This is a genomic window from Streptomyces sp. NPDC046862, from assembly GCF_040704615.1.
GTDB lineage: Bacteria > Actinomycetota > Actinomycetes > Streptomycetales > Streptomycetaceae > Streptomyces.
In genome coordinates this window covers 90590-112849 of the sequence record NZ_JBEYXP010000015.1, presented here as the reverse complement: position 1 = coordinate 112849, position 22260 = coordinate 90590, and the positions used below count along the sequence as shown (strand labels likewise).

Sequence of the window (22260 nt, the reverse complement as noted above, 5' to 3'; positions counted from 1 at the left end):
TGAAGACGAAGAGCAGGCTGGGAATTCTCAAGGCTGTGACCGCGATTCCGTGAACGATCTTGGCGCTGCGGCAGGCTGCCGCCGAATCGGTCGTACCTCTCGACCGCACTGCCGAAGCGGCATGCCATCTGCCCGGCCGTCGGCCCGAAGTTTGATCCGTCACGGTGTGTGGTGCAGGCGACTTGATGCCGTGCGGTCCCGGAGCGACAGCACGGGCGAGCGCCGGATTACCTATGAGGCCTCTGCCTTCGGCAGGATGGGCGCCATGACCGAGATCCGCACACCCCGCCTGCTCCTCCGTCGCTGGCATGATGACGACCTCGCGCCTATGGCGGACATCAACGCGGACCCGCGAGTCATGCGCTGGATCGACGACGGCTCGGTGCGCGACCTGGACTACACGGCAGAGGCCATCGAGCAGTGGGAGGAGGAGTGGGACGAGGAGGGCTTCGGACTCTTCGCCGTCGAGCTGCTGGCCTCGGGCGAACTCGCAGGATTCACGGGTCTGTCCGTGCCCGAGTTCCTGCCGGAGGTACTGCCCGGCGTGGCCATCAGCTGGCGGCTCGGCTCACAGTTTTGGGGCCAGGGATACGCGTCCGAAGCCGCCCACGCCACGCTGGAGTTCGCGCTCCAGGACCGCGGCCTTGACCGCATCATCAGCATCAACCGGGTGGGTGACGACGCCTCCGAGAACGTCATCCGAAAGCTCGGCATGGTGCCCGAGCGAGAGGCGGCGCACCCGGTGTACGCCTATCCGCTGCGCTGTCACACCATCGACCTCACCGAGTTCCAGGCATGAACCGGCCGCGCCATCGATCATCACAAGACAGCCGACCACGGTCCATACGTCCCCGATTGATCGCCACGGAGCGGACACCCCGGCGAAGGATGTTGCATCTCGCCCCTGACCTGCGCCTTCACGGAACTGCGGCCAGAGCCATTTTCAAGGAGATTCAACAAGCCAGGCGCCTCCGATCTCGAACCTTCCAGCGCTGGCGGGTGAGCGGAGGTTCGACGGCGGGAAGCCGGTCAATGGCCGCAGTGGGAGACGTCCACCGCCTCGTCCCACCCAGGCCCAGGTGCGGCACCACGAAGGCGAGCTGCACCGCCGCGTAGGCGGTGGGAACCAACGAGCCAGGGGATTCGCCGTGCCGGGCGGCGCTGGGCAGCGAGGTCCGGCGGGGTGTGGGTGCACGGGTTGGTCATGCGGTGAGGACCCCGCTGCCGAGCAGGCCGAACAGCAGCACGCCGACAGCGATGCGGTAGGCGACGAAGGCGTTGAAGGAGTGCCGGGCGACGAACTTCAACAGCCAGGCGATGGAGGCGTAGGCGACGACGAAGGAGACGGCGGTTGCGACGACGAGCGGCGCGCCGCCGACCCCGGCGCCCGCGGCGTCCTTCAGTTCGTACAGCCCCGAGCCGGTGAGCGCGGGGATACCGAGGAAGAACGACAGGCGGGTGGCCGTGAGCCGGTCCAGGTCCAGGGCGAGTGCGGTGGACATCGTCGCGCCGGAGCGGGAGAAGCCGGGAAAGAGCAGCGCGAGGATCTGCGAGCTGCCGACGAGCATCGAGTCCTTGAAGCCGGTGTCGTCCTCGCCACGCTTGTGCCGGCCCGTCTGGTCGGCCGCCCACATCACACCAGAACCGGCGATCAGCGATCCGGCCACCACCCACAGGGAGGCGAGCGGCCCTTCGATGAGCGGTTTGGCCACCAGGCCCACCGCGACGATCGGGAGGGTGGCGGCTATGACCCACCAGGCGAACTTGTAGTCGTGGTGGTGGCGCTCCTCCCGGTTGACGATGCCGCGGCCCCAGGCGGAGACGATCCGCGCGATGTCCTTGAAGAAGTACACCAGTACCGCGGCGATCGCGCCGACCTGGATCACGGCGGTGAAGCCGACCACCGAGGTGTCGTCGACCGGGATGCCCATCAGCCCCTCGGTGATCTTCAAGTGGCCTGTGGAGGAGACCGGGAGGAACTCCGTGAGACCTTCGACGATTCCGAGAACGGCGGCTTGGCCGACGCTGATGACACTCATCTGGGTCCGTTTCCGCGTGAGTGGATACCTGCTGGGGGCGAGTGTTGGTGTGGGTGGACGCGTCGACGCAGATGGCCCGACTGGCCGTTGACCGAAGTGCGTGCGGGGTCAGCGGCGCAGCCGGCGCAGGGCCCGGCCTGCCCGGCCGCGCCAGCGGGCCCTGCTGCGCTGCCAGGCGCGCACACGCCGGGTGGCGGCGAGGTCGGCGAACAGCTCCTCGTAGGCGTCGGCGATGCGGACGGGATCGAAGCGGGCGGCGCTGGTGCGTGCGGCCTCGCCCATACGACGCCGCAGCGGCTCGTCGGCGATCAGGTCGCACAGCGCGGCGGTCAGCGCCTGCCGGTCGCCCATCGGGACCAGGCGGCCGTCGACGCCGTCGTGGATGATCTCGGCGGGGCCGAGCGGACAATCGGTGGCGACCACCGGCACGCCGCACCGCATCGCCTCCACCAGCGTCATACCGAAGGACTCGGCCTCGGAGGCAGAGGCGACGATCGACGCCTTCGCGAACTCGGCCTCGATCGGGAAGACCGCGCCCATCAGCATCGCCTGCCCGTCCAGGCCCTGCTGGTCGATCAGCTGCTTCAGCCGCCGCTGGTCGGTTCCCGCGCCGTAGATGCGCAGCGTCCAGTCCGGGTACTTGAGGGCGACTTCGGCGAACGCCTCGATGAGCAGGTCGAACCGCTTGGCACGCACCAGTCGCCCGGCTGCGGCGATCACCTTGGGTGTCCCGTCGGCGGGCGGCAGTCCGGGATCGGGAACGCTGTTGGGGATCGCCTGGACGCGAACCCCCGGCAGGCGCATCCTCCTCCGGTACACAGCGGCGTCCGCCTCGGTGGTGGTGACCACCGCGTCCAGTGCGCGGTAGCGGCGGGCCAGGTGGGCGCGCAGCTTCTTGCTGTGGCTGTCGTGGGTCAGGTGCTCCTGGGCGATGCGCAGCGCGCGCGAGGGGCCGAAGCGGGCCAGGTAGACGTTGACGCCCGGCCGGGTGCCGATGAGCACGTCAGCCTCGCAGCCGCGCAGGTACTCCTCGGCCCGCTGGTCGGTGAGGCGGCTGTACTGCTTGTACCGCTTCTCGGCGGCAGGGAAGACCCGGGCGGGCTGGTGCAGCAGCGGATCAGCCGCGTCGCCGGTGTCCGCGCGGATGTCGACCAGGGGCACGACCGTCACCCGTGGATCGATCGCGAAACGCGGGCGGGCGCGATGGCGCAGCACGGAGACGATGGTCATCTCGTGGTCGTCGGCGAGCGCGGCGGCGAGATTGAGCGTGGTGCGGATGGTGCCGCCGATCCCGTAGACGTTGTGGATCAGGAAGGTGATCTTCATGCGGTCAGCTCCCGGGACGGCCCGGCGCCGGCACGGGTGCGGCGGCGCGAGCGCGGCAGCTCCAGGGCTACGGGAAGCAGGAAGAGGACGACGATCGCACCGACCATCGGGAGCAGGTAGCGGTCGACGTTCGGGATGCTCGCGCCCAGGGCGTAGCCGCCGAGCACCAGAGCCACCGTCCACACCAGACCGCCGGCCACCTGCCACACCGCGAAGGTGCGGGCGGGCACGCGGACCATCCCGGCGAGCGGGTTGAGCACGGTCCGCACCACCGGGATGAACCTCGCGACCACGATCGCCTTGCCATGGCCGTAGCGGGCGAGCGGTCCCTGCGCTCGCAGCACGCCGGCGCTCAGATGCCGGCTGCGGGTACGGGCCAGCAGGGCCCGTCCGGCGCGGCGGCCGATCAGACAGCCGCTCTGGGCGCCGAGCAGCGCCCCGGCCGCGGCGGCGAGCAGCACACCGGGCAGCGACAGGCGGGCGCCGCCGCCCGAGGCCGTGCACAGCAGTCCGGCGGCGAACAGCAGGGAGTCGCCGGGCAGGAAGAAGCCGGCCAGTAGCCCGGTCTCGGCGAACAGCACCAGGAAAACGCCCGCCGTGCCGAACGCTGTCAGCAGTGGGGCGGTATCCATCAGGTTGGGCACCGCAGGGTCCTTTCCGGCCGTACACCGCCCAGGGCAGAGTTCTGCCTGGGTACGAGCGCATGGCACACTTGGCCCACAGGGGCTTTTACACCGGTGTAGGAGTCCTACACGAGTGTAGGAGATAGAGGAAGGGAAGCCAAACGCATGGGCACCCGCACGCCAGGACAGGGCCCCAAGCGGCCCAACGGGGCACGCGAGGCCGAGATCCTCGAACTGCTGCAGCAGGCCGACGGCGCGCTGACCCCCCGCGAGGTCACCGAACGCCTCGGCAACGAGCTGGCCTACAACAGCGTGGTGACCATCCTCACCCGCATGCACGCCAAGCAACTGCTCACCCGCACCCCGCGCGGCCGTGCCTACGCCTACGCCCCCGTAACCGACGACCCCGGCTTCGCCGCCCGCCGCATGAACTCGGTCCTGGAAGAGCGATCCGACCGCCAGGACGTCCTCGCCCGATTCGCCGACGGCCTGTCCACCACCGACGCGGACCTGCTGCGCCAACTGCTCGGCCCCGACCAGTAGGGAGAGGCCGCCCAGATGCGCATCGCCGTCTACGTCCCCCTGCTGCTCTGTCTGATCGCCCCCCTGGGAGCACGTCCCCTGTCGGAGCGATGCGAACCCCGCCTGGCGACCTGGCTGCTCACCGCCTCAGCCCTTGTGCTGGGCACAGCGACCACCATCTGCCTGGGCATGCTGGCCGTCACCGGACTGATCCGCTTCCCCCAGCTGGCCGGCCTCGGCCACTGGTCGGCCCACACCGCACAGCTCGACGACCCCGCCGAACTGTCCATCGCCCTGATCGCCGGCCTCCTGCTCGGCGGCGCCGTCCTCATGGCCGCCCGCATGCTCTGGCGGCGCGCCCGCACCCTGGCCGCCGCCGCCCTGCAAGCAGCCTGCATGCCCGCCGAAGACGGCCTGGTCGTCGTCGAGGACGAAGCCCCCGACGCCTTCGCGATCCCCGGCCTGCCCGGCCGCGTCGTCGTCTCCACCGGCATGCTGCGCACCCTGGACGAAACCGAGCGCCACATCCTGCTCGCCCACGAACGTGCTCACCTGACCGCCCACCACTACGCCTTCGTCGCACTCGCCCAGCTGGGAGCCGCCGCCAACCCCCTGCTGCGCCCGCTGGCCACCGCCGTCACCTACACCATCGAACGCTGGGCCGACGAGAATGCCGCCGCCGCCACCGGCGACCGCACCCGCGTCGCCCGCACCGTCGGCAAGGCCGCGCTGGCCACCCACGACACTCATCCCCACACACCGGACGCCGCCCTGGGCATTCGCGGCCACCACCCCCCACTCGGCGGCGCGGGCCCCGTGCCCCGCCGGGTGGCTGCCCTGCTGGCTCCGCCGCTGAGCCGCCACCCCGTCCTCTCCGCCGCGACCGCAGCCGTCCTCACCGCCACCACCCTGTCCACCGCCGAAGCCGCCCACGACCTCCACCGCCTGCTGGAAACCGTCGGCGCCTGGTAGGCCAACCACGAGCCCACCGGCGTCCGTCAGTGCGTGCTCCGGCGCTTCGGACCCAGAGTGTTCCCCGAGGCCGTGTCCGCAGCGAGTTCCACTTCCAGCAACGAGGCGCTGTGCCGCTCGGCCTCGTATGCCGCCCGGCCGCCGCGCAGCCTGAACAGTCGCTTGGACAGCGCGATGTACACCACCACCAGGATGTTGAACACGAAGGTGGCGATCCTGAGCCCGCTGACCTTCTCGGTCAGCTCATAGATCTCCAGTGGCAGGAAGGCGGCCGTGGCCACCACCGCCAGGTACTCGGCCCACCGCTTGAGCATCCACAGCCCCACCCCCTCGACGAGCTCGATGAGCGCGTAGGCCAGCAGCGCGGCGGCCACGGCCAGGAGCGTGGAGTGCCGGTACTGGAAGACCCCGCGGATGGTGTCGACCACCGGGGAGTGATCGAGGTCGTAGTGGAAGTGCCGCGCGACCGGCCGGAACACCGTGAGGTTCTCGTTGAACAGCCGGTGCACGGCCGCCCTGCTGTTGCTGAACCGCCACACCGCGTAGGCGGCCAGGAGGACGAACAGGCCGCGTACAGTTCGCTCCACAGCGATCACACGCATGATGACGACATCGCGCAGCGCCCTGCCGCGGAGCACCAGCGGCGCCTCGGCCGCCGGGCCCGAGCCATGCGCGAGGCCGATGGCGAAGTCACCACAGCGCAGACAGCGCCAGGCCTCACCGACCGCGGTGGTCGCATGCAGCCGCTCCCGCAGCGCCACCTCGTCAGGTACGTAGGTGATGTGCCCTCGGCGCGCACAGGTGCGCCGATCCCAGTCGATCTTCATGCTCAGCGGCCCCAGTTCCTCCTGCGTACGCCCGAGTACCTGACGCCCGGCAGCCTCACACCCGGCTCCGACAGTTCCGCCCCGGCGGGCGGGTGCTGTACGACTCGCGCCGCGGCGACCGGGCTGCTGGGACTGGTCCGGCGACAGCGCCTGATCATCCGCACTCGGTCGGGCTCCGCACTCGGTCGGGTGAAGACACCGTAGCGGCGAACCCGCCCGGCAGCCCGGGCGTGGTGCCGTACTTGGACCCGATCAACGAGACGCACGTGAGCGAGCCGGGCCTGCTCGTCGTCGACGTCGCGGTCGCCGACGACGCCACCGCGCTCGCCTTCCAACAGCTACTCGCCGACCGGTGGGCTCGGACGGGCCCCTCACCCCCGGCGCGCCCCAGCCTCCCCCCACGGCTCGTGCCGTCCGAAACCGTGCATCAGCGCTACTGCCAGAGCGCTGACCATGAGCAGCCCGCTCATGTACAGGACCACCGGCCAGGGCTCTCCACCGGCCGCCTCCAGCAGCGCGGTCGCGACAAGGGGTGCGGTGCCGCCCGCCAGCGCGGCTGCGACCTCCCGGCTGAGAGCCACCCCGGTGAACCGGGTCCTGGTCGTGAACAGGTCCGCCAGGAAGCCCGCCTGGGCGCCGAGCTGAATCCCCAGCAGCATCCCGCTCACGCCGAACGCGAACCACACCAGCCCGACCTCCCTGGTGTCCAGCAACCAGAAGAAGGGGAAAGCGAACGCGGCCGCACAGACCATGGCCCCTCCGAACACGATCCGGCGGTCGACCGCGTCGCCCAGCGCCCCGGCCGGCGGCATGACCGCCGCGCTGCACGCGAAGTAGATCAGCGCACCGACGAGGGTGTCCGTGGGGGAGACACCGAGCTGCTCGGTGAGGTACGCGAGCGCGAACACCACCGGGATGTACGCGGCGACGTTCGGCCCCACACTGCTGACCACCCCGAGGAACAGGGTCCGTGGCGATCTGCGCGCCAGTTCCACGGCGGGCGCCCGCGCGACACCGTGCTCCCGCTTGGCCTCCTCGAACATCGGGCTCTCGGCCACGCTCACGCGGATGTAGAAACCGGTCGCTGTGACCAGGATCGTGACCAGGAACGGGATGCGCCATCCCCAGTCGAGGAAGTCGTCCGCAGGAAGGGTCGACACGGCGGCGACGGCCCCGGCCGAGAGCAGCGCGCCGACCGCCGCGCTCGCCGGGGGGATGGCGGCGTACCGCCCGCGATGCTCCGGCGTCGCGAACTCGGCCAGAGTGAGGGAGGCGCCCGCGTACTCGGCGCCCGCGCCGAACCCCTGGATCACACGCAGCACGACCAACAGCGCCGGGGCCCACGCCCCGGCGGTCGCGTACGTCGGCAGCGCGCCCATCAGGGCGCTGGCCAGGCCCACGGTGACCAATGTGAGGACCAGCATTTTCCTGCGGCCCAGCCGGTCCCCGTAGTGCCCGATGACCAGCGCGCCGAGCGGCCGGACAGCGAACCCGACCGCGAACGTGGCGAAGGACGCCAAGGTCGCCGCGACCGGATCACCGGGCGGGAAGAACAGCCGGTTCAGGACGAGCGTGCTCATGGTGCTGAACAGGATGAAGCCATACCACTCCAGCGCGGTGCCGATGGTCGTCGCCATCACTACCCGCGTCAGCATGGACGGTCTGTCACCGGCCGAGGGTGCTGCTCGTCCGGCGACTGCTCCGATGGGGCCCTTCGCATAAGGCCACTGTGAGCGAGCATCCCTGCCGACTGTCCGAACCTCGCCGAGACCAAGGGGGCGTTCCCGTCCGATGCAGGAACCGGCGCGGGGCCTGGAGACCCTGGGCCATCGCCGACGCGTGCCGGCTGCCGGTCCTCGCCGCCTTGGTCAAGTCGCCGTGTCCGGCAACGCGCTGCTCCAGGCCTGCGCGCTCGGCATCGTCCGCGGCACGCTGGCGGACCCGCGCGCCGGCCCGCGCCTCAGTCGCCCCGGTCCGGTACGAGGCGGGCGGGAACGCCGACGAATGGGACCGGGCGGAGCAGCGGCTCGCCGCGCCGCCCCTGCGGAGATTCGGGCGCCGCGCAGGCGGGACCACCGATCAAAGTCCGCGCGGCGGGGCGGGTGCCGGGGACCGCACGCGATCCCCGGCACCGGTGGGCGACCTGACCGAGGCGATCACCGCGTCCTTCGGCTCCTTCGCCGGCTTCAAGGCCCAGCTGACCAAGGCCGCGGCGACCACGCAGAGTTCGGGCTGGGGCGCGCTCGCCTATGAGCCGCTGAGCGGGCGGCTGGTCGTCGAGCAGGTCTACGACCACCAGGGCAACGTTGGTCAGGGCTCCACGCCGACCCTGGTCTTCGACGCCTCGGAGCATGCCTTCTGCCTGCAGTGCAAGAAGCAGAAGGTCGACTTCATCGACGCCATGTGGGCCGTCGTCAACTGGCAGGACGTGGCCCGGCGCTACGCCGCCGCCAAGGAGCGCGGCGACAGCCTGCTGCTCAAGCCGTGACGCCGTAGCCGCGTCGCACAGTCGTCCTGCTCGTGATCGTCTTCTCACCCTTCACGTAGCAGGCGGTACAACGGAAGACCCCCGCAGGCCCGATGCCTGGGGGAGCCGTCGTGTTGCCAGGCTGGCGTGAGGGGCTGCTGTACGGTCTCAGGCGGTGGTGAACCGCAACTCGGGACGCTCCCAGTCGACCTTGGGCGGTGAGGGGGCGACGGTCCCCACCCGCTCGGCGCCCAGGCGTCGGTAGAACTCCTCGGCCGGGGGATGGGAGACCACCCGCACTTCGGGCAGGCCGGCCGCTCTGGCCTGAGACATCATGCGCTCGATGAGGAGCCGGCCGACACCCCTGCCCTGAACGTCATCCGCCACGAACGCCAGGTCCAGCTCCGGTGGCTCCAGCAGCAGGGCGTAGAAGCCATGGAGCCGTTCGATCTCATCGATGGCCACGAAAACCCGGTGACGGGTGATGTAGTCGGCGGTGACCCGGTAGCCGGAGATGATCGAGGAGTACGGTCCCCGGTAGACGCCGGAGTTCTGGATCAGGTTGGTGAGGCGGTCGGCGTCCTGCGCGACGGCGCGCTTGGTCGTCGTGGACTGCATCCCTTTACGCCCTGACCTCTGTGGCGGTGAGTTTCTTCCAGTGGACGGTGAGGGCGCACCAGCGGTCCAGGAGCACCTGCTGTGGATTGCTGTCCTGAACTACGGTGTGACGCGTCCGGCTGCCTGGGGGGAGAGACGCCAGGTCGTGGCCGAGCTGATCCGTGGAGTCCGCGCACCAAAGGAACGTGTGTGAAAGCCGTGACCGAGAGCATCACCAAGAACAGGCAGTCGCCCCAGACCCTGCGGGCGATGATCGAGCGAGCCTATGGGATCGCTCAGGTACCCGAGGGCGAGGACTTCGCTGAGGAGATCACGCACGGCTGGTTCAACGTGGCCTACCGGATCCGGCTTCGCGACGGACAGCAGGCGGTGCTGAAGATCGCGCCGCCCGCCGACGTGGCGGTACTGACCCGCGAGCACGACATGATGCGGAACGAGCTTGCCGCGATGTCGCTGGTCCGCGAGCACACCAAGGTGCCGATACCCCGGATCGACCACGCCGATCTCTCCCGGGAGCTGGTCGAGACGGACTACTTCTTCATGGAGTACGTCGACGCGGACAACTTCGGCATCGCCACCTCGGAGGGACGCCTCCCGGACGAGGTTGTCGTCGCGGGCGGCCGGCAGCTGGGCGCGCTCAACCGGGAGCTCAACTCGATCGTGGGGCCGCACTTCGGGCCGCTGCGGGGCCCGGGATCGGCGACATGGCGTGCGGCGTTCAGCCAGATGGTCGAGGACACCCTCATGGACGGTGCCCGTGTCAACGTCGATATCGGCTGGAGCCCCGACGAGATCCGCGCCGTGCTCCACGAGAACGCGGGCGTGCTCGACGAGGTGACCGAGCCGCGGTTCGTCGAACTCGATCTCTGGACCAAGAACTCGATGATCAGGGACGGCCAGATCGTCGCGGTTCTCGACCACGAGCGTGCCCTCTACGGAGACCCGCTGATGGAGGCCGGATTCACGGGCATCGACCTGCCGGTGTTCGGGGACCCCACCGACTTCATGCGGGGATACGGGATCGAAGAGCTGTCCGCGTCGCAGCGCGTCCGCCGACGGCTCTACTCCCTCCATCTCGCCGTCCTCATGGTCATCGAGACCAAGTACCGCGGCCACCAGGACCCGGCGACGTACAACTTCGGCCGCGAACAACTCGACCTGCTGATGACCCAGTTCGGCCGTAGCCCCGTGACCCCCTGATGGGAGTGGGCAAAGAGGCCGCGGCTCGCCCCGGCCCGCCCGCACGACCGCTCGACACCGCCCAGCGCGACCACACGGCGGCACTCGGCACCCGGCCGGTCGGGCGGCTGCTGTGGAGCACAAGTGCCCACACCACCATGTCGGTCGCCACCTACGGCATCTACGCCCTGACCAACGCCTGGTTCGTCTCCCGCGGGGCCGGCCCCGACGCGCTGGTGGCCGTGAACGTCGTGGCGCCCGTCCTGCTGATCCTTGGCGCCGTCTCCACCACGGTCGGCGTGGGCGGGGCGTCCATGGTCTCGCGCAGCCTCGGCGCCGGGAACGCGCGCCAGGCAGCGCGGGCCGCCGGCAACACCTTCCTCGTCTACTGGACGACGGCGATCACCATCACCGTCCTCGGCCTGCTCCTCCTCGACCCACTCCTCACTCTGCTGGGAGCCCGGGGCGACATCCGTGACCACGCCCACGCCTACGCCCTGATCATGCTGGCCGGCGCCATCACCGCCACCGGCTTCTCCAGCCTGGTACGCGCCGAGGGACGCCTGCGCTTCTCCACCTTGCTGTGGACACTCCCGGCGCTGTGCCAGATCGTGCTCGACCCACTGCTGATCTTCGGCCTCGGCTGGGGAGTGCGCGGCGCCGCCGTGGGGACGGTGGGCGGCCAGGCCGTCTCCATGGCGATGAGCCTGTGGTTCTTCTTCCTCCAACGCGATCGCCCCTACCGCGTCACCCTCGCCGACCTGCGGCCACACGGCCCCACCCTGCGCGAGCTGGTGGCGGTGGGAGCACCGTCGTTCCTCGCCGGCCTCGGCAACACCCTCATCATGTTCATCGCCAACAACCGCCTGGCGGCCTTCGGCGACCCGGTGGCTCTCGGCGCGTACGCCACTTCCGTCCGCGTCACCACGTTCGTCCTCATGCCCCAGACCGGCATCGCCCAGGGCATGCAACCGCTCATCGGCTACAACGTCGGCCGCGGCCTGACCGCCCGCGCCGAACGCACCCGGGTCCTGGCGCTGCGCGCGACCATGCTCTACGGGGTGGCCGCCTGCCTCGTCCTGCTCGCCGCGGCCGACGCGCTCGCCGCCGCCTTCACCAACGACCCGAGCGCGGCGGAGACGACCGCCGAGGTGATGCGCCTCATCGCGCTCGGCTACCCCTTCGCTGGGGTGACGGCACTGCTCGCCACTTACTTCCAGGCACGTGGCCGGGCCCGCCCATCCTTCGTGATCTCCGTTGGGTCGATCCTCGCCGTCCACATCCCGCTCCTGCTCACCCTCAGCCTGCTGGGGACACCGTGGCTCTGGGGCAGCTTCCCCGCAGCCGCGCTCCTCTCGGCCGCCGCAGCGATGCTCATCCTTCGCCGCGCACGCGTGCCCGGCCCCGCGGCGCCACCGTGAACGCCAATACGGCGCGCCCGCGAAGAACGCGGACGCGCTCGCGGCGGTGCACGCGGTCGTGGAGTGCGAGGGGCGGACGACCGCCCGACCGGCCCGGTCTGGTACGCCACCCCGACCGTCGCGTACGCGCAGGGGCTCGGGTTCGAGGTCGCGCCGATCGAGGCATGGGCGCGCTTGGAGTCCGGCCGCTACCTGGCCCCCCCGGAGGGCCCGTTTTCGAGGGCACGGGACCCCGGAGCCCGGTTCGAGGCCCTGCGTTCAACGAGGACCCCGGTATCCGCGTCACGCTGCGGCCCGCGCTGGAGCTGCCCCCTCCCCCCCCGGCGGCGATGGCCTTTTGCGGGCGGGGGCAATAACAGGAGCGGGCCGGGGGCCGGGCCCTCGGTGCATCCTGGACCACCTATGAAACAGGCGGCGCGCCCTCCTTGAAGCCCAGCTGGCCCCTGGCAGATGTCGGGGGAGGGCTTGTTCTCGCTGGCCGCGGCCACGGTATAGGCCGCAGGGTCCGCCAACAGCCCTGTGAAGCCTTCTTTGCGCGGTTTGCGGACCTTCTCCTACCCCTCTCGCTGCATACCCATAGCCGTCACCTAGGAGTACTGGAGCGCTCAATGGCGTGCGGCAGTCGGTGGCTCCCGTGGCGATGGGAGGAGTGGCTCCATTGGCTATGGGCGTGGAAAGAGCCTGCGGCCCATAGCGCACGGCCCCCAAACGATCGTGCTCAATACCGCGTTCCGAGCTTCGTGCAGCCACCGTCATCGCTCTTGCCCCGGATCAGTTCGTCGGCCGGGACGCAGATGCGGTGGGTGAACGGGTCCGCCGCAAGCTCAAGCGCCTCGGCATGCGGCACACCGATCGTGCCGCCTCGGCCGCCGCTTGGAAGGCGGGCTGCGGGAAGCAGTCGGCCGACTGAAGGTCAACGAGGTGGAGGGCTTCCAGGTCCTGCGCCCCGACTCACGGCTCGCCCACCAGATCGAGGAAGCCGCCGACACCTCCCTAACGCGTCGGTGCCGACGGCTGGCCTGGCGCCTCTGCATTGAGCAGGGGTTTCAAGGTATGCCGAAGGTTGTCGCAAGGTCGGCACTTAAGGATTGCTGAGACAGCCCAAGTACCCGGGTGTGAAGTCTCGGCAATGGAGGTGGCGTTCCTGTCCGTTGAACGCGGACTTGTACGGGGCGTCCCATCGGCTCATGGCTTCGGCTCTCCCGGGAGTTTCTGGCGTCCAACCAGACCCAACCGACCTTTGTCCAAAGAGGAGTCAGCATGTCGAAAGTCACGCAACGTGTAGTACAGACCCTTGCAGCCGCCGCGCTGGCGCTCGGCGGCTCAGTCGCCATGACGCCGCCCGCGTCGGCCGCCGCCCACACGTGCAACGGGTCGGAGGAGTTCGTTTCCTCCACCTCCGGCTCACGGGTCTGCTTCTACGGCGACACGTGGTCATTCAAGGTCTGCGACACTGCCTCCGGCAACCACCCGGCGGCCAAGGTCTACATGAGCGGCGAGACCACGGTGTACCACGAGTACCCCGGCTACAACTCGTGCAGCGAGGAGATCTACCTTCCCTATGGGGTGCCCCTGAACTTCCAGGCCCGCACGTACAGCGGAAGTTCGCTCGTCAGCTCGGGCACCACCATCGGCATCATCTGACCTCGGGCTTCCACGAGACAGCCTGCCCGGCAGATCACCCCCGAGATACGTCGGCGGGGTGCCGGGGTGGTGCTGCGGGGCGGCCAGAGCTGGTCTCAGATGCCGTCTCTCAACCGATCTTGGAACCTGCGAGTCGAACGGAGTTCCTGGTCGGGTGATCTTCCGCCCGTACGCGCATGCAGGCGGGGCCTCCTGGTGGCTCGGGGGTGCGACCCCATTCCGAGCGGTTCCCGGAGGCCCTGTTGTCGTTTCCTCGGGGGCACCCGGCTATGCGCCCGAGGAGGAGATCCGGCAGGCCGGCCGTGCCCGCGCCCGCCGGCTCGGACGGCACAGCCGCGTCCCGGTGTCGTCGGCCGTGGCCACGGCCAGCCGCATTCGGGTCACTCGGTCCCTGTCCGAACGGGCACCGTACGAGTGGCACCGGCACCGGTACCGGCGTCCGCCCAGCCAAGCGTCGAGCAGTTGGGCCGTTATGGGCAGCAGGCGGGTGATGAAGTAGGTGTGCAGCGCGGACGAAGCGTGCGCCGTAGGACTGCAAGGCGTTGGTGAGTCCGTGCTTGGTGACCAGGAAGTCGACGAAGAGGTCGACTCATTGGTGCAGTGCGTCGAACGGCGAATCTGCACCGGCCAGCAGGCTCGGGCCCGCCTCGGCGCATTCCTCGATCTGGTGGTGGTAGACGGCGGTGACGAGATCCGCCCGGGTCGGGAAGTGGCGGTAGATCGTGCCCGTTCCGATGCCCGCCCTGGCCACGATCTGGCGGATCGGCACGTCGACGCCGGGGGTGACGAACCCCTCGGCGGCGGTGAGTACGGCCCGCTGGTTGTGCTGCGCGTCGGCCCGCTTGCTTCGGGTCGAGGGCTTCCCCTGGGGCTCTCGGCGGTCATCACGCGTTCCTTCCAACGCCACTTGACAAAACGGAGCGCCGTTCCGGATATTAATCGGAGCGGCGTTCCACTTCGGATTGGCCGAAGCGGGACGTCCCTGGCCGCCTCGTCAGTCGCCGGTCAACCGAGACGGGCGGCAGGGTGCACAGAAGGGCAACCAACGCATCATGAGCACATCCACATCCACATCCACATCCACCCCCGACACCTTCAGCTCGCCCCTCCCGGTCCTGTCCTACAGCGCGGTGGTGCTGCCCGTACCCGGACGTCCCGTGGATCTCCAGATCCGTGTCTCCGCGCCTGAGACCGGAAGCGGCCTACCCGTCATCCTGCTCTCCCACGGCCAGGGCCCCTCGAACAACCTCTCCTCGCTGAACGGCTACGCGCCGCTCGTCAACTTCTGGGCGGCACACGGATTCGTCGTCATCCAGCCCACCCATCTGACCTCCAGGACGTTGAGCCACCTGGTCGCCGATGCTCCCGGCGCCCCCTTCTTCTGGCGCTCTCGCGCGGAGGACATGAGCCACATCCTCGACCGGCTCGACGTGATCGAGAGGGCCGTGCCACTGCTCGCCGGGCGGATCGACCACACCAAGGTCGCCGTCGCCGGGCACTCCTTCGGCGGCTTCACCTCCAGTCTCCTGCTCGGCGCCCGGGTCATCGACCCCGACACCGGGGAGGAAGTGAGCCTTGGCGAGCCCCGGATCAAGGCGGGCGTGCTGTTGGCCGCGCCCGGCAGGGGCGACGTCCTCAACGGGCCGATGGCCAACGCGCTGCCGGTCCTTGGGACCATCGACTTCTCCACGATGACCACACCCGCGCTGGTCGTTACCGGTGACGAGGACGACTCCCGGCACTTCACGGACATGGGGCCGGACTGGCACGCCGACCCCTACACCCTCGGCCCCAGCCCCAAGTCCCTGCTCACCCTGTTCGGCGCAGGACACGCACTCGGCGGGATCCCCGGATACGACGTCGCCGAGACCACGGACGAGAGCCCCGAGAGAGTCGCCGCCGTCGGCCGGCTCACCGCGGCCTACCTCCGCAGCCGGCTCCACCCCGGTTTCAACGCCTGGCAGGCCGCACGCGAGGCGCTGGCGACCAGCCCAGACCCGGTCGGACGCGTCGAAGCCAAGTAGTCACCCGCGGTCACTTCCTGCACCGGGCGGCCCGCGCCGTCGCCGTCACCGACCGACCCGACTCTCCGCCCCTCGCCGTCGTGAACGTAGCGGACCTTGCCGGTCGGCATCCCTCTAATATGCGGGTCTCCTTGTCAACTCCCTGGAAACCAGTTGGTCCTCGCGGTGCGGTCGGACAGGATGACGGGCGTGATTCTGAAGTACCCCTGCGTGTGTTGCGGCCGTCTGTCCGTGGACGAGCCGCCAGGCTCGTATCAGATCTGTCCGGTCTGCTTCTGGGAGGACGACGCTGTCCAGCTTCGCTGGCCGGACTACTCAGGCGGAGCAAACCGACCTTCGCTGATCGAGGCCCAGGAGAACTACCAGGCTTTCGGAGCGTGTGAGGAACGGTCCGTGGAGCACGTCCGCCCGCCCGAGGATGACGAACCGATGGACCCGAGCTGGCGCCCCATCGATCCCGAGCGTGATCTCTTCGAGCCCAGAGGCATTCAGCTGGCCGAGTGGCCCGACGATCGCACTGTCCTCTACTGGTGGCGCTATCGGAACACGGGTTTCTGGCGTCCCGCCAACGGATGATGCCGTCACCCGGCCTGTTCGTCGGGTCGGGCCTGGAGGCCGTCGAAGAGCTGCTCGCGAGCGATCTGGCCGACCCTTGGCCGCCGCCGCGTCGTCCCGATGCCTCCTCGTACCAGTCGGGGGCGTTCTTCTTGAACTTGCGGCGCGGTGGGGTCACCACGCGTCCGCCGGTCTGCGCGCCCCAGGCCCTGGTATCCGGCATTGGCGAGGATCTCGACCGCATCTGCGCAACAGGCACGTGCAGCACCTGCGCGGCGTCAGCGATCCGGCCCCTGTGCTGCTGGACGACTGGCTGCTGCAACGGCCCGCATCGCCGCACTCCTCGGCCACCGGTCCCTGTCCATGACACGCGTTTATGTGCGGATCACCGACCGGACCGTGGCCGAGGAGTACTTCGCGGTCTCCGAGAAGGGCGAGGCACTTTACGACGCCCCGCGCCAATTGCCGGCCGACGCCGAGGGAACGGAGATGGCCGAGCTCCGCCGGGAGATGCACCGCCGGACAATCGGCAACGGCTACTGCGCCGCCCCGTCGAGATGGACTGCCGCTTCGGATGTACGAGCGCCAGCGCAAAGCGCACGCTTCGCGACGTACCCGAGTCGACACGGCATCGCCCACCTGAAGAACTGGCGATGTCTGGCACGCCACCTCGGCCGCCGCGAGCACATGAGCGACATCGTCCTCGCCATCGCCGGTCCGCTGTCCCATCAGCAGACCGCGAACCTGATCCCGGCACGACAGATGTGAACACCGAGGCCCGCTGGAGTCCTCGACGTCTCACCGCCTACTGTGCGGGTGGCGATCCAGGACTGTGGTCGCGGACTCCGGGCTGCGCTGGCCGACGAGGATGCTGGTGCCGAGTCCCGCAGACATGGCAAGCACGCGGGCTGCCTCCAACCGTGCGTCCTCACCGGGCTCAAGTAGTGCCGCTTCTTGCGCCTGCCGGAGGAGTTCGGTCAGGGCATCTTCGGCGGCATCAGGGTTCTTGATGAAGGGCTGGGCTGCGAGCGTCGGGTCGTTCACGGCCAGAACTGCGTATGAAGTGTAGAGGTGGTGGAAGGTGCGGCTCTCGTCGTCTGTCGGCAGCGCCGCCATCAGCAGCGCCTCGACCATCGCCCGCGGACCTGGACTGTCCCCGGCGGCCCGTACACGGGCGGAGACCTGCTCCCCGAATCTCTCCGCCAGAAGCTAGAGCCCGAAGAGCAGCAAATTTTCCTTGGTCTGGAAGTAGTACTGCACCAACCGCAGCGCTACGCCCGCCTCCCTACCTCGACTGGCGCTGGCAGGAAGGTTGCACCCACGCCTGGAAACTGTGGGAGGAGATCAAGGAGCAGGGTTACCCGGACGGCTACGGCGACGTCCGCAACTACGTCACCAGGATCCTGCGCGACAAGCCCCAGCCGGTCGGGCCCCGGCCACCATCGGCCCGTTCCGTCACCCGCTGGATCCTCACCCACCCCGACGCCCTCCCCGAAACGGACCGGCTCAACCTCAAGGCCGTCCTGGCGCCAACTGCCCCGGCCTGACAGCACTCGCCGAGCAGGTACGCTCCTTGGCACACATGCTCACCCACCTGCAAGGCGACCAACTACCCGAGTGGATCGAAGCGGCCGCCGCCACTGCTGAGCTGTCCAGCCTCCGCCGGTTCGCCCAGCACCTCGAACGCGACCTCGACGCCGTGACCGCCGGCCTCTCCCTCCCTTGGGACTCCGGTGTCGTGGAGGGGCACGTCAACCGGATCAAGATGCTCAGACGCCAGATGTTCGGCCGCGCGGGCTTCGAACTCCTCCGCAAACGCGTCCTGCTTGCCTGACAGAGCGTCACCGCCCCGGTCCTCTCCCGCGTATAGTCCCGCTTTTCCGTAGACATGTATGGCTTGAGCCCACACCCGTCGTGAACTCCTCAATCAGCCTCCTCGACAATGCAAAAGGGGTGCCCAACCGGATCGGTGAGAACGCGCGCCTTGGCGCCATGAGGTTGATGATTGGGTTTGCCCGCACCCAGCGCCAGCAACCGGGCTTCGATCTGGTCCAGTCCCTGCTTGACCTTGAAGCACATGTGAAGCTGCTGAGGAACGGTCTGTTCAGGCCAGCGCGGAGCCCGGTAGCCATCGACCCGTTGAAAACCGATGAAGACCTTGTCCTCGCAGTCGAGACCGGCGAAGTCAGCGTTAGACTTGGGATGGAGTTCCAGACCGGTGGCCTGCTGATAGAACGCTGCCAAAGCCAGCGGGTCCGGGCAGTCGAGGGTTATGGCGCTCAACTTCATCTGCAAGGGCATGACGCCTCCCGGACGATCAATGGACTTCCCTGATGCACACCCTAGAGACGGCTGCCTACGGCTGAGTGAGAACCGACCACCTACATGGTCCGCCCAGGCGTAGGCATCGCAGGTCGGAACCTCACATTGCCTGCAGCCACCTGAGGCAGCTCAGCTCCACAAGAAGTGGACCAGAGCCCGATGAACAACGTCACAGCCAGGACTGGATGGTGAGTTCACGGTGGAGGCGTCTGGCGCCGACACTCTCGTCGGCGGCGGATCAGGCCCTACCGCGTCGCTGGGTCGTGGAGAGGTCGCTCGCGTGTGGATCATGCACGCCCACCGTCGCGCCGGGGACTACCAACGGATCGTCCAGCATTCGGAATCATTGATCATCTGGGCTGCGATCACGCCGAGGAGAAGCGGGTCGGCGAGTACGACCTGCACATTCGTGCGGACAGCCTCGGCATCACGGACACCTCGGGTGTCGACGGGCGTCGGCCCGTCATGGTCTCTCTCATGGGCCCGGTATCGGTGACGAGGCCGTCTTCGAGGCCGAGCACGCCGGCGAAGCCGACCAGGAACCTCTCCTTGGCTTCACTCCGACCCACGCGGTCCCCCGACGCGCGGAGGCCGACCACTTCCTCATCGCCATTCCATTTTTCGTGGCCTCGGCCTCCGCCTGAGTGCTGTCCGACCATCCGCATCGGAAGCCGTTCGAGAACTTCGTGGAACCAACGTCCCGAGACACCACATTTAGTCCAGGATGCGGAGCTCGACGCAGGGCTTCGTCCCGCCGGAGCTCGCACCACGCCGACAGCGGCGGCTCAGGGGCGACGGCGAGCCCGTGCCGAGTTGTTCCTCAGGCGTTTCCTTCGCCAGTACGACTCAACGGAAGGGGCCGCCGTTCGCGAAGGCGTGGGTGGCGAAGTGTTTGCCCATCCGGCGGTATGCGGCGGCGGTGGGGTGGAGGCCGTCGCTCAGATCGTCAGCCTCGTCCGGGCCGAGCAACTCGCGGCCGTCTAGGTAGTGGAGGTGGGGATCGCGTGTCCGGCGGGCCGTCACGGTCCGTTCCAGCTCGGTACGGACGACCGCCAGTGACAACGCTCCACCAGCAACGTCTGCCGGGTCGCCCAGGGCTGTGATCTTCCCGTCCGGGCCTGTCGCGGTCGGGCCGGGGGTCTCCTCGAGTGCAGGGCAGATCACGGGGGAGATCAGCAGGAGCGGGGTGTCCGGGTGCCCGTCCCGGATCGTGTCCAGGAAGCCGTGCACCGCCGGGCCGAACGTCCGCAGCCGAAAGGCGGCCAGGCTCACGATGTTGATGCCCACCTTGAGACTGATCAGATCTGCGGGCATGTCGCGGATTGTCCGGGCGACGTAGGGATCCAGCAGCGCGTTGCCCGCCTGACTGAGGTTGATCACCTCCACTCCGCCCAGTGCCGCCGACACCACCGGCCAGGTGTCGGTCGGGCCGTCGGCCTCGATGCAGTGGCTGATGGAACTGCCGTGGTGCACCCAGCGGCGCCTGTCGTCCGGCAGCGGTGGCAGCACGTCGCCGTCGGCGCGTAGTGCCACAAGTTCCGTGGGTGTCTGCTGCGGCAGCCACAGCTCGACACCCTTCATGCCGGACGGTAGCCCAGTGAACCGCACGGTCCCTGGATCGCCCGGAATGAGTCGCTGCGCGGCCCCGGGGCCCGCCATCCGCAGTACGTTGCCCACCGGCGCTTGGCGACGTCCGGCCAGGGTGCCGTTCACGAGGAGATCCAGCATGCCCGTCGGGCGGGGCTGAGGGTCGGTGTCGAGCTGCCCTGTCGAGGTGAGCACCTCGAATTCCAGCTCACACGCATCGGTGCGGAACACCAGCCGTACGCCCGAAGGCATCACGGTCACCCCGTAGACCGACGGGTCCGGGTACTGCTCTTTGGTCCAGGCGGGCAACCGGCGAGGCATCACCCCGGCTTGTGTGATCTCCAGGTCCAGCGCACCGCGTAACTCCACCAGCCCGCTCACCAGCGAAACCTCCCGCATTGCCACTGTCGCCGCTCCTGCTCCAGATCATCCACGGTCGGGGTTGGTGTACGCGCCCGCGAGTTCCCCCACTGACCCTCGCGCGGCAGCATTCCCTGCCACTCTGACTTCGCCGGCACGAACCCAGTGATCATCGACCTTCGATGACAATCGATCAACCTCGCTGACTCAGGAGGGCGGTTCGATGCGCCTCGGCGGGCTGTTTGGTCGTGGTCATGCTTCCGTGGCGGCCGTCTGAGGGAAGGCCGTCGCGTTCGGAGCGTGTGGTCATCGTTGCGAAAGTCCGTTGAGATGCTGCCGCGTGTTGGGCAGGGTCCAGAGGCATGGAGAACTTCTGTTCCCACCGTGACCGGCCCGGATCCCTCGCGTTACGCGAGGAGTTGGTGGATGAGCACTGGCCTACATGGACCGGTACGCGAAGGCGCTCGCGGCCCGACGTTCGCCGAGGACGGTGAGATGCCGACCGGCAGCGTTTCCCCGGCGGCCGGGCCGGTGGCAACCGGTACCTGGTGCTCGGCCTCGGCTCAGGGGAGGCCGCCGACGTCGACGTACCGCCTCACCGGGAGGAGTTGATCGCGTACGGGCCGCTGGGTTCCGACGACGGTGCTACCTGGCTGGGTACGGCGGTACTGCTCAGGGCCCCGGGCCCGGACACGGCACGCGCCGTCCTGATCGCGGTCCGGTATGCCGACATCGAGGTCCACGACTGGGAATTCGGCGGGCGGCGCTGATGAAACCAAGGACGCACCACGCCGACGGCCCCTGACGGGACTGCCGAGACGGCCCAGGCCCTGCTCCGCAAGCCCTCCCACGGGGGCGTTCGACGACTGCGTATGTTGATGAAGGGCACGGAGTGTTGCGCTGATCGGGGTCATCACCCGACCGAGTGCATCGGGCCCGGAGTGGTCGGCGTGCCCACTATGCAGGTGGTGCCCTCCGGCTGCTCACCCTCCAGATGCTGCAGGGCGGGCCTTCGCGCGTGGACACCGCATTGCCGTCGGCCGAGCGTCTGAGGGCGCGCATCGAGGATGTCGTACGCCGCGGCATCGACCGCGGCGAATTCCGGCCGGTCGACGACGCACTGACCGTCGCCATGATGGCCGGCGTCATCTCGGCTGCGGTTCAGGTACTGGGCCGCAGCGACCGGACTTTGACACATGTGTCGCGCGAGGCCAAAACCGTGATACTCCGCGCCCTCCGCGCCTGACCCGGACGCGGTCGGTCCGAGCGCCGGTCGTCGCTGTAGGCATCCCTCACTCGGCGTCGATGCCGAGTCCCGGTGGGATGCCTGATCCGCGTACACCGTCGGCGCGGTCAAGGGCGATCGATCCCGGGCCATCCGGGCACGCGGTGCGCTGATCGACCTCGATCAGCGCGGCCACGAGAGGGGTAGCGTCCGGCTCGTCGTCGTATGCGGTGGCGGGCTCTCGACCAGCCCTGGCTCGCGTAGAACTTCAGATCGCGTGCCGCTGCCTCGCCGTTCGGACCGCCGGCGTGCCGACCGTCGTGGGGGTCACCAGCGGGCCCGAAACCCTTGAACAAGGGGGGCAGCCGTAGCTGCACACGAGCCAATCCGACCGCCCGGCTCAGGACGGTAGTGGTACCCGAGTACCACCACCCCTCGAAGTGTCGCCCATGGTCCCAGAGACACGGCCGATGCCGGGCCTAGGTTGATGGCGCGGCCGGAAGACGGCCGTGACGCGGCGGCCGGAACGCGCCGGACTCGTGTGCCGAC

Annotated in this window: 20 protein-coding genes and 7 pseudogenes; 15 read left to right on the top strand and 12 right to left on the bottom strand. The window is 69.1% G+C overall.

From position 1 onward, the window contains the following. Positions 1–265: 265 nt before the first annotated feature. A complete protein-coding gene (locus tag AB0959_RS18835; RefSeq protein ID WP_366827522.1) occupies positions 266–799 on the top strand; it encodes a GNAT family N-acetyltransferase in 534 nt (177 codons plus the stop codon). A gap of 403 nt (positions 800–1202) precedes the next feature. Here AB0959_RS18835 and AB0959_RS18830 read toward each other — a convergent pair whose 3' ends face one another. The 3 genes from AB0959_RS18830 to AB0959_RS18820 form a co-directional block, all read right to left on the bottom strand. Beyond that, positions 1203–2039 (bottom strand): undecaprenyl-diphosphate phosphatase, encoded by an 837-nt coding sequence (locus tag AB0959_RS18830; RefSeq protein ID WP_366827521.1) that lies wholly within the window; start codon positions 2037–2039, stop codon positions 1203–1205. 108 nt (positions 2040–2147) lie between these two features. Further along, a complete protein-coding gene (locus AB0959_RS18825; RefSeq protein WP_366827520.1) occupies positions 2148–3365 on the bottom strand; it encodes a glycosyltransferase family 4 protein in 1218 nt (405 codons plus the stop codon). Further along, a complete protein-coding gene (locus tag AB0959_RS18820) occupies positions 3362–3997 on the bottom strand; it encodes a DedA family protein (protein ID WP_366827598.1) in 636 nt (211 codons plus the stop codon). The genes AB0959_RS18825 and AB0959_RS18820 overlap by 4 nt, the downstream gene beginning before the upstream one ends. A gap of 156 nt (positions 3998–4153) precedes the next feature. Here AB0959_RS18820 and AB0959_RS18815 point away from each other — a divergent pair, with 156 nt between their 5' ends. Further along, positions 4154–4531, top strand: a complete 378-nt coding sequence (locus AB0959_RS18815) for a BlaI/MecI/CopY family transcriptional regulator (protein WP_366827519.1) — start codon at positions 4154–4156, stop codon at positions 4529–4531. 15 nt (positions 4532–4546) lie between these two features. Continuing rightward, the gene (locus AB0959_RS18810; RefSeq protein ID WP_366827518.1) at positions 4547–5482 is read left to right on the top strand and encodes a M56 family metallopeptidase; all 936 of its coding nucleotides are present in this window, start codon (positions 4547–4549) and stop codon (positions 5480–5482) included. A gap of 26 nt (positions 5483–5508) precedes the next feature. On the opposite strand, the gene AB0959_RS18805 is transcribed toward AB0959_RS18810, so the two are convergent. After that, a complete protein-coding gene (locus tag AB0959_RS18805) occupies positions 5509–6309 on the bottom strand; it encodes a DUF2127 domain-containing protein (RefSeq protein WP_366827517.1) in 801 nt (266 codons plus the stop codon). A gap of 92 nt (positions 6310–6401) precedes the next feature. Between AB0959_RS18805 and AB0959_RS18800 the strand changes: the two are divergent. After that, a pseudogene (locus AB0959_RS18800) lies at positions 6402–6635 on the top strand (DUF6207 family protein); the annotation flags it as partial. Positions 6636–6680: 45 nt separating this feature from the next. Here AB0959_RS18800 and AB0959_RS18795 read toward each other — a convergent pair. Beyond that, complete coding sequence (locus tag AB0959_RS18795) at positions 6681–7964, bottom strand: MFS transporter (protein WP_366827516.1); 1284 nt, start codon at positions 7962–7964, stop codon at positions 6681–6683. A 479-nt stretch (positions 7965–8443) separates the two neighbouring features. Between AB0959_RS18795 and AB0959_RS18790 the strand changes: the two are divergent. Continuing rightward, positions 8444–8797 (top strand): annotated as a pseudogene (locus AB0959_RS18790) (Fe-Mn family superoxide dismutase); the annotation flags it as partial. Between the two features lie 147 nt (positions 8798–8944). On the opposite strand, the gene AB0959_RS18785 reads toward AB0959_RS18790, so the two are convergent. After that, positions 8945–9394, bottom strand: a complete 450-nt coding sequence (locus tag AB0959_RS18785; protein ID WP_366827515.1) for a GNAT family N-acetyltransferase — start codon at positions 9392–9394, stop codon at positions 8945–8947. Between the two features lie 189 nt (positions 9395–9583). Here AB0959_RS18785 and AB0959_RS18780 point away from each other — a divergent pair, with 189 nt between their 5' ends. The 3 genes from AB0959_RS18780 (at position 9584) to AB0959_RS18770 (ending at position 13638) form a co-directional block, all read left to right on the top strand. After that, on the top strand, positions 9584–10594 hold the full coding sequence (locus AB0959_RS18780) for an aminoglycoside phosphotransferase family protein (protein WP_366827514.1): 1011 nt from the start codon (positions 9584–9586) through the stop codon (positions 10592–10594). 5 nt (positions 10595–10599) lie between these two features. Continuing rightward, positions 10600–11994 (top strand): MATE family efflux transporter, encoded by a 1395-nt coding sequence (locus tag AB0959_RS18775; RefSeq protein ID WP_366827513.1) that lies wholly within the window; start codon positions 10600–10602, stop codon positions 11992–11994. 1260 nt (positions 11995–13254) lie between these two features. Continuing rightward, positions 13255–13638 carry a hypothetical protein gene (locus AB0959_RS18770; RefSeq protein ID WP_366827512.1) on the top strand — a complete coding sequence of 128 codons (384 nt, stop codon included), beginning with the start codon at positions 13255–13257 and terminating at the stop codon, positions 13636–13638. 450 nt (positions 13639–14088) lie between these two features. On the opposite strand, the pseudogene AB0959_RS18765 reads toward AB0959_RS18770, so the two are convergent. After that, a pseudogene (locus AB0959_RS18765) lies at positions 14089–14539 on the bottom strand (TetR/AcrR family transcriptional regulator); the annotation flags it as partial. 151 nt (positions 14540–14690) lie between these two features. On the opposite strand from AB0959_RS18765, the gene AB0959_RS18760 reads away from it, so the two are divergent. From AB0959_RS18760 to AB0959_RS18750, 3 genes are all read left to right on the top strand, one after another. After that, positions 14691–15662, top strand: coding sequence for a chlorophyllase (locus AB0959_RS18760; RefSeq protein ID WP_366827511.1), 972 nt, complete (start codon positions 14691–14693; stop codon positions 15660–15662). A 189-nt stretch (positions 15663–15851) separates the two neighbouring features. Continuing rightward, positions 15852–16238, top strand: a complete 387-nt coding sequence (locus tag AB0959_RS18755) for a CPCC family cysteine-rich protein (RefSeq protein ID WP_366827510.1) — start codon at positions 15852–15854, stop codon at positions 16236–16238. A gap of 357 nt (positions 16239–16595) precedes the next feature. Further along, entirely contained in the window at positions 16596–16985 is a 390-nt protein-coding gene (locus AB0959_RS18750; RefSeq protein WP_366827509.1) for a hypothetical protein, read from the top strand. A gap of 30 nt (positions 16986–17015) precedes the next feature. On the opposite strand, the pseudogene AB0959_RS18745 reads toward AB0959_RS18750, so the two are convergent. Continuing rightward, positions 17016–17501: pseudogene (locus tag AB0959_RS18745) on the bottom strand (TetR family transcriptional regulator C-terminal domain-containing protein); the annotation flags it as partial. A gap of 376 nt (positions 17502–17877) precedes the next feature. Between AB0959_RS18745 and AB0959_RS18740 the strand changes: the two are divergent. Continuing rightward, positions 17878–18051: pseudogene (locus AB0959_RS18740) on the top strand (ISL3 family transposase); the annotation flags it as partial. Between the two features lie 89 nt (positions 18052–18140). On the opposite strand, the gene AB0959_RS18735 reads toward AB0959_RS18740, so the two are convergent. Further along, complete coding sequence (locus AB0959_RS18735; RefSeq protein ID WP_366827508.1) at positions 18141–18518, bottom strand: VOC family protein; 378 nt, start codon at positions 18516–18518, stop codon at positions 18141–18143. 266 nt (positions 18519–18784) lie between these two features. Between AB0959_RS18735 and AB0959_RS18730 the strand changes: the two are divergent. Continuing rightward, a pseudogene (locus AB0959_RS18730) lies at positions 18785–18906 on the top strand (IS5/IS1182 family transposase); the annotation flags it as partial. On the opposite strand, the gene AB0959_RS18725 reads toward AB0959_RS18730, so the two are convergent. Then, the gene (locus AB0959_RS18725; RefSeq protein WP_366827605.1) at positions 18905–19108 is read right to left on the bottom strand and encodes a hypothetical protein; all 204 of its coding nucleotides are present in this window, start codon (positions 19106–19108) and stop codon (positions 18905–18907) included. The pseudogene AB0959_RS18730 and the gene AB0959_RS18725 sit on opposite strands and share 2 nt — an antisense overlap. A gap of 277 nt (positions 19109–19385) precedes the next feature. Then, a complete protein-coding gene (locus AB0959_RS18720) occupies positions 19386–20525 on the bottom strand; it encodes a lipase (protein ID WP_366827507.1) in 1140 nt (379 codons plus the stop codon). Positions 20526–20848: 323 nt separating this feature from the next. Between AB0959_RS18720 and AB0959_RS18715 the strand changes: the two are divergent. Continuing rightward, positions 20849–21256 (top strand): annotated as a pseudogene (locus AB0959_RS18715) (hypothetical protein). A 248-nt stretch (positions 21257–21504) separates the two neighbouring features. Next, positions 21505–21732, top strand: coding sequence for a hypothetical protein (locus AB0959_RS18710; protein WP_366827506.1), 228 nt, complete (start codon positions 21505–21507; stop codon positions 21730–21732). Positions 21733–21778: 46 nt separating this feature from the next. On the opposite strand, the gene AB0959_RS18705 is transcribed toward AB0959_RS18710, so the two are convergent. Continuing rightward, positions 21779–21907 carry a hypothetical protein gene (locus tag AB0959_RS18705; RefSeq protein WP_366827505.1) on the bottom strand — a complete coding sequence of 43 codons (129 nt, stop codon included), beginning with the start codon at positions 21905–21907 and terminating at the stop codon, positions 21779–21781. Positions 21908–22260 lie beyond the last annotated feature (353 nt).

Bases quoted from the DNA above. Each gene is read 5' to 3' on its own strand.
- AB0959_RS18830 (WP_366827521.1), bottom strand. From the start codon at position 2,039: ATGAGTGTCATCAGCGTCGGCCAAGCCGCCGTTCTCGGAATCGTCGAA.
- AB0959_RS18810 (WP_366827518.1), top strand. From the start codon at position 4,547: ATGCGCATCGCCGTCTACGTCCCCCTGCTGCTCTGTCTGATCGCCCCC.
- AB0959_RS18735 (WP_366827508.1), bottom strand. From the start codon at position 18,518: ATGCCCTTGCAGATGAAGTTGAGCGCCATAACCCTCGACTGCCCGGAC.
- AB0959_RS18720 (WP_366827507.1), bottom strand. From the start codon at position 20,525: ATGCGGGAGGTTTCGCTGGTGAGCGGGCTGGTGGAGTTACGCGGTGCG.
- AB0959_RS18785 (WP_366827515.1), bottom strand. From the start codon at position 9,394: ATGCAGTCCACGACGACCAAGCGCGCCGTCGCGCAGGACGCCGACCGC.
- AB0959_RS18815 (WP_366827519.1), top strand. From the start codon at position 4,154: ATGGGCACCCGCACGCCAGGACAGGGCCCCAAGCGGCCCAACGGGGCA.
- AB0959_RS18770 (WP_366827512.1), top strand. From the start codon at position 13,255: ATGTCGAAAGTCACGCAACGTGTAGTACAGACCCTTGCAGCCGCCGCG.
- AB0959_RS18805 (WP_366827517.1), bottom strand. From the start codon at position 6,309: ATGAAGATCGACTGGGATCGGCGCACCTGTGCGCGCCGAGGGCACATC.
- AB0959_RS18760 (WP_366827511.1), top strand. From the start codon at position 14,691: ATGAGCACATCCACATCCACATCCACATCCACCCCCGACACCTTCAGC.
- AB0959_RS18820 (WP_366827598.1), bottom strand. From the start codon at position 3,997: ATGGATACCGCCCCACTGCTGACAGCGTTCGGCACGGCGGGCGTTTTC.
- AB0959_RS18835 (WP_366827522.1), top strand. From the start codon at position 266: ATGACCGAGATCCGCACACCCCGCCTGCTCCTCCGTCGCTGGCATGAT.
- AB0959_RS18795 (WP_366827516.1), bottom strand. From the start codon at position 7,964: ATGCTGACGCGGGTAGTGATGGCGACGACCATCGGCACCGCGCTGGAG.
- AB0959_RS18825 (WP_366827520.1), bottom strand. From the start codon at position 3,365: ATGAAGATCACCTTCCTGATCCACAACGTCTACGGGATCGGCGGCACC.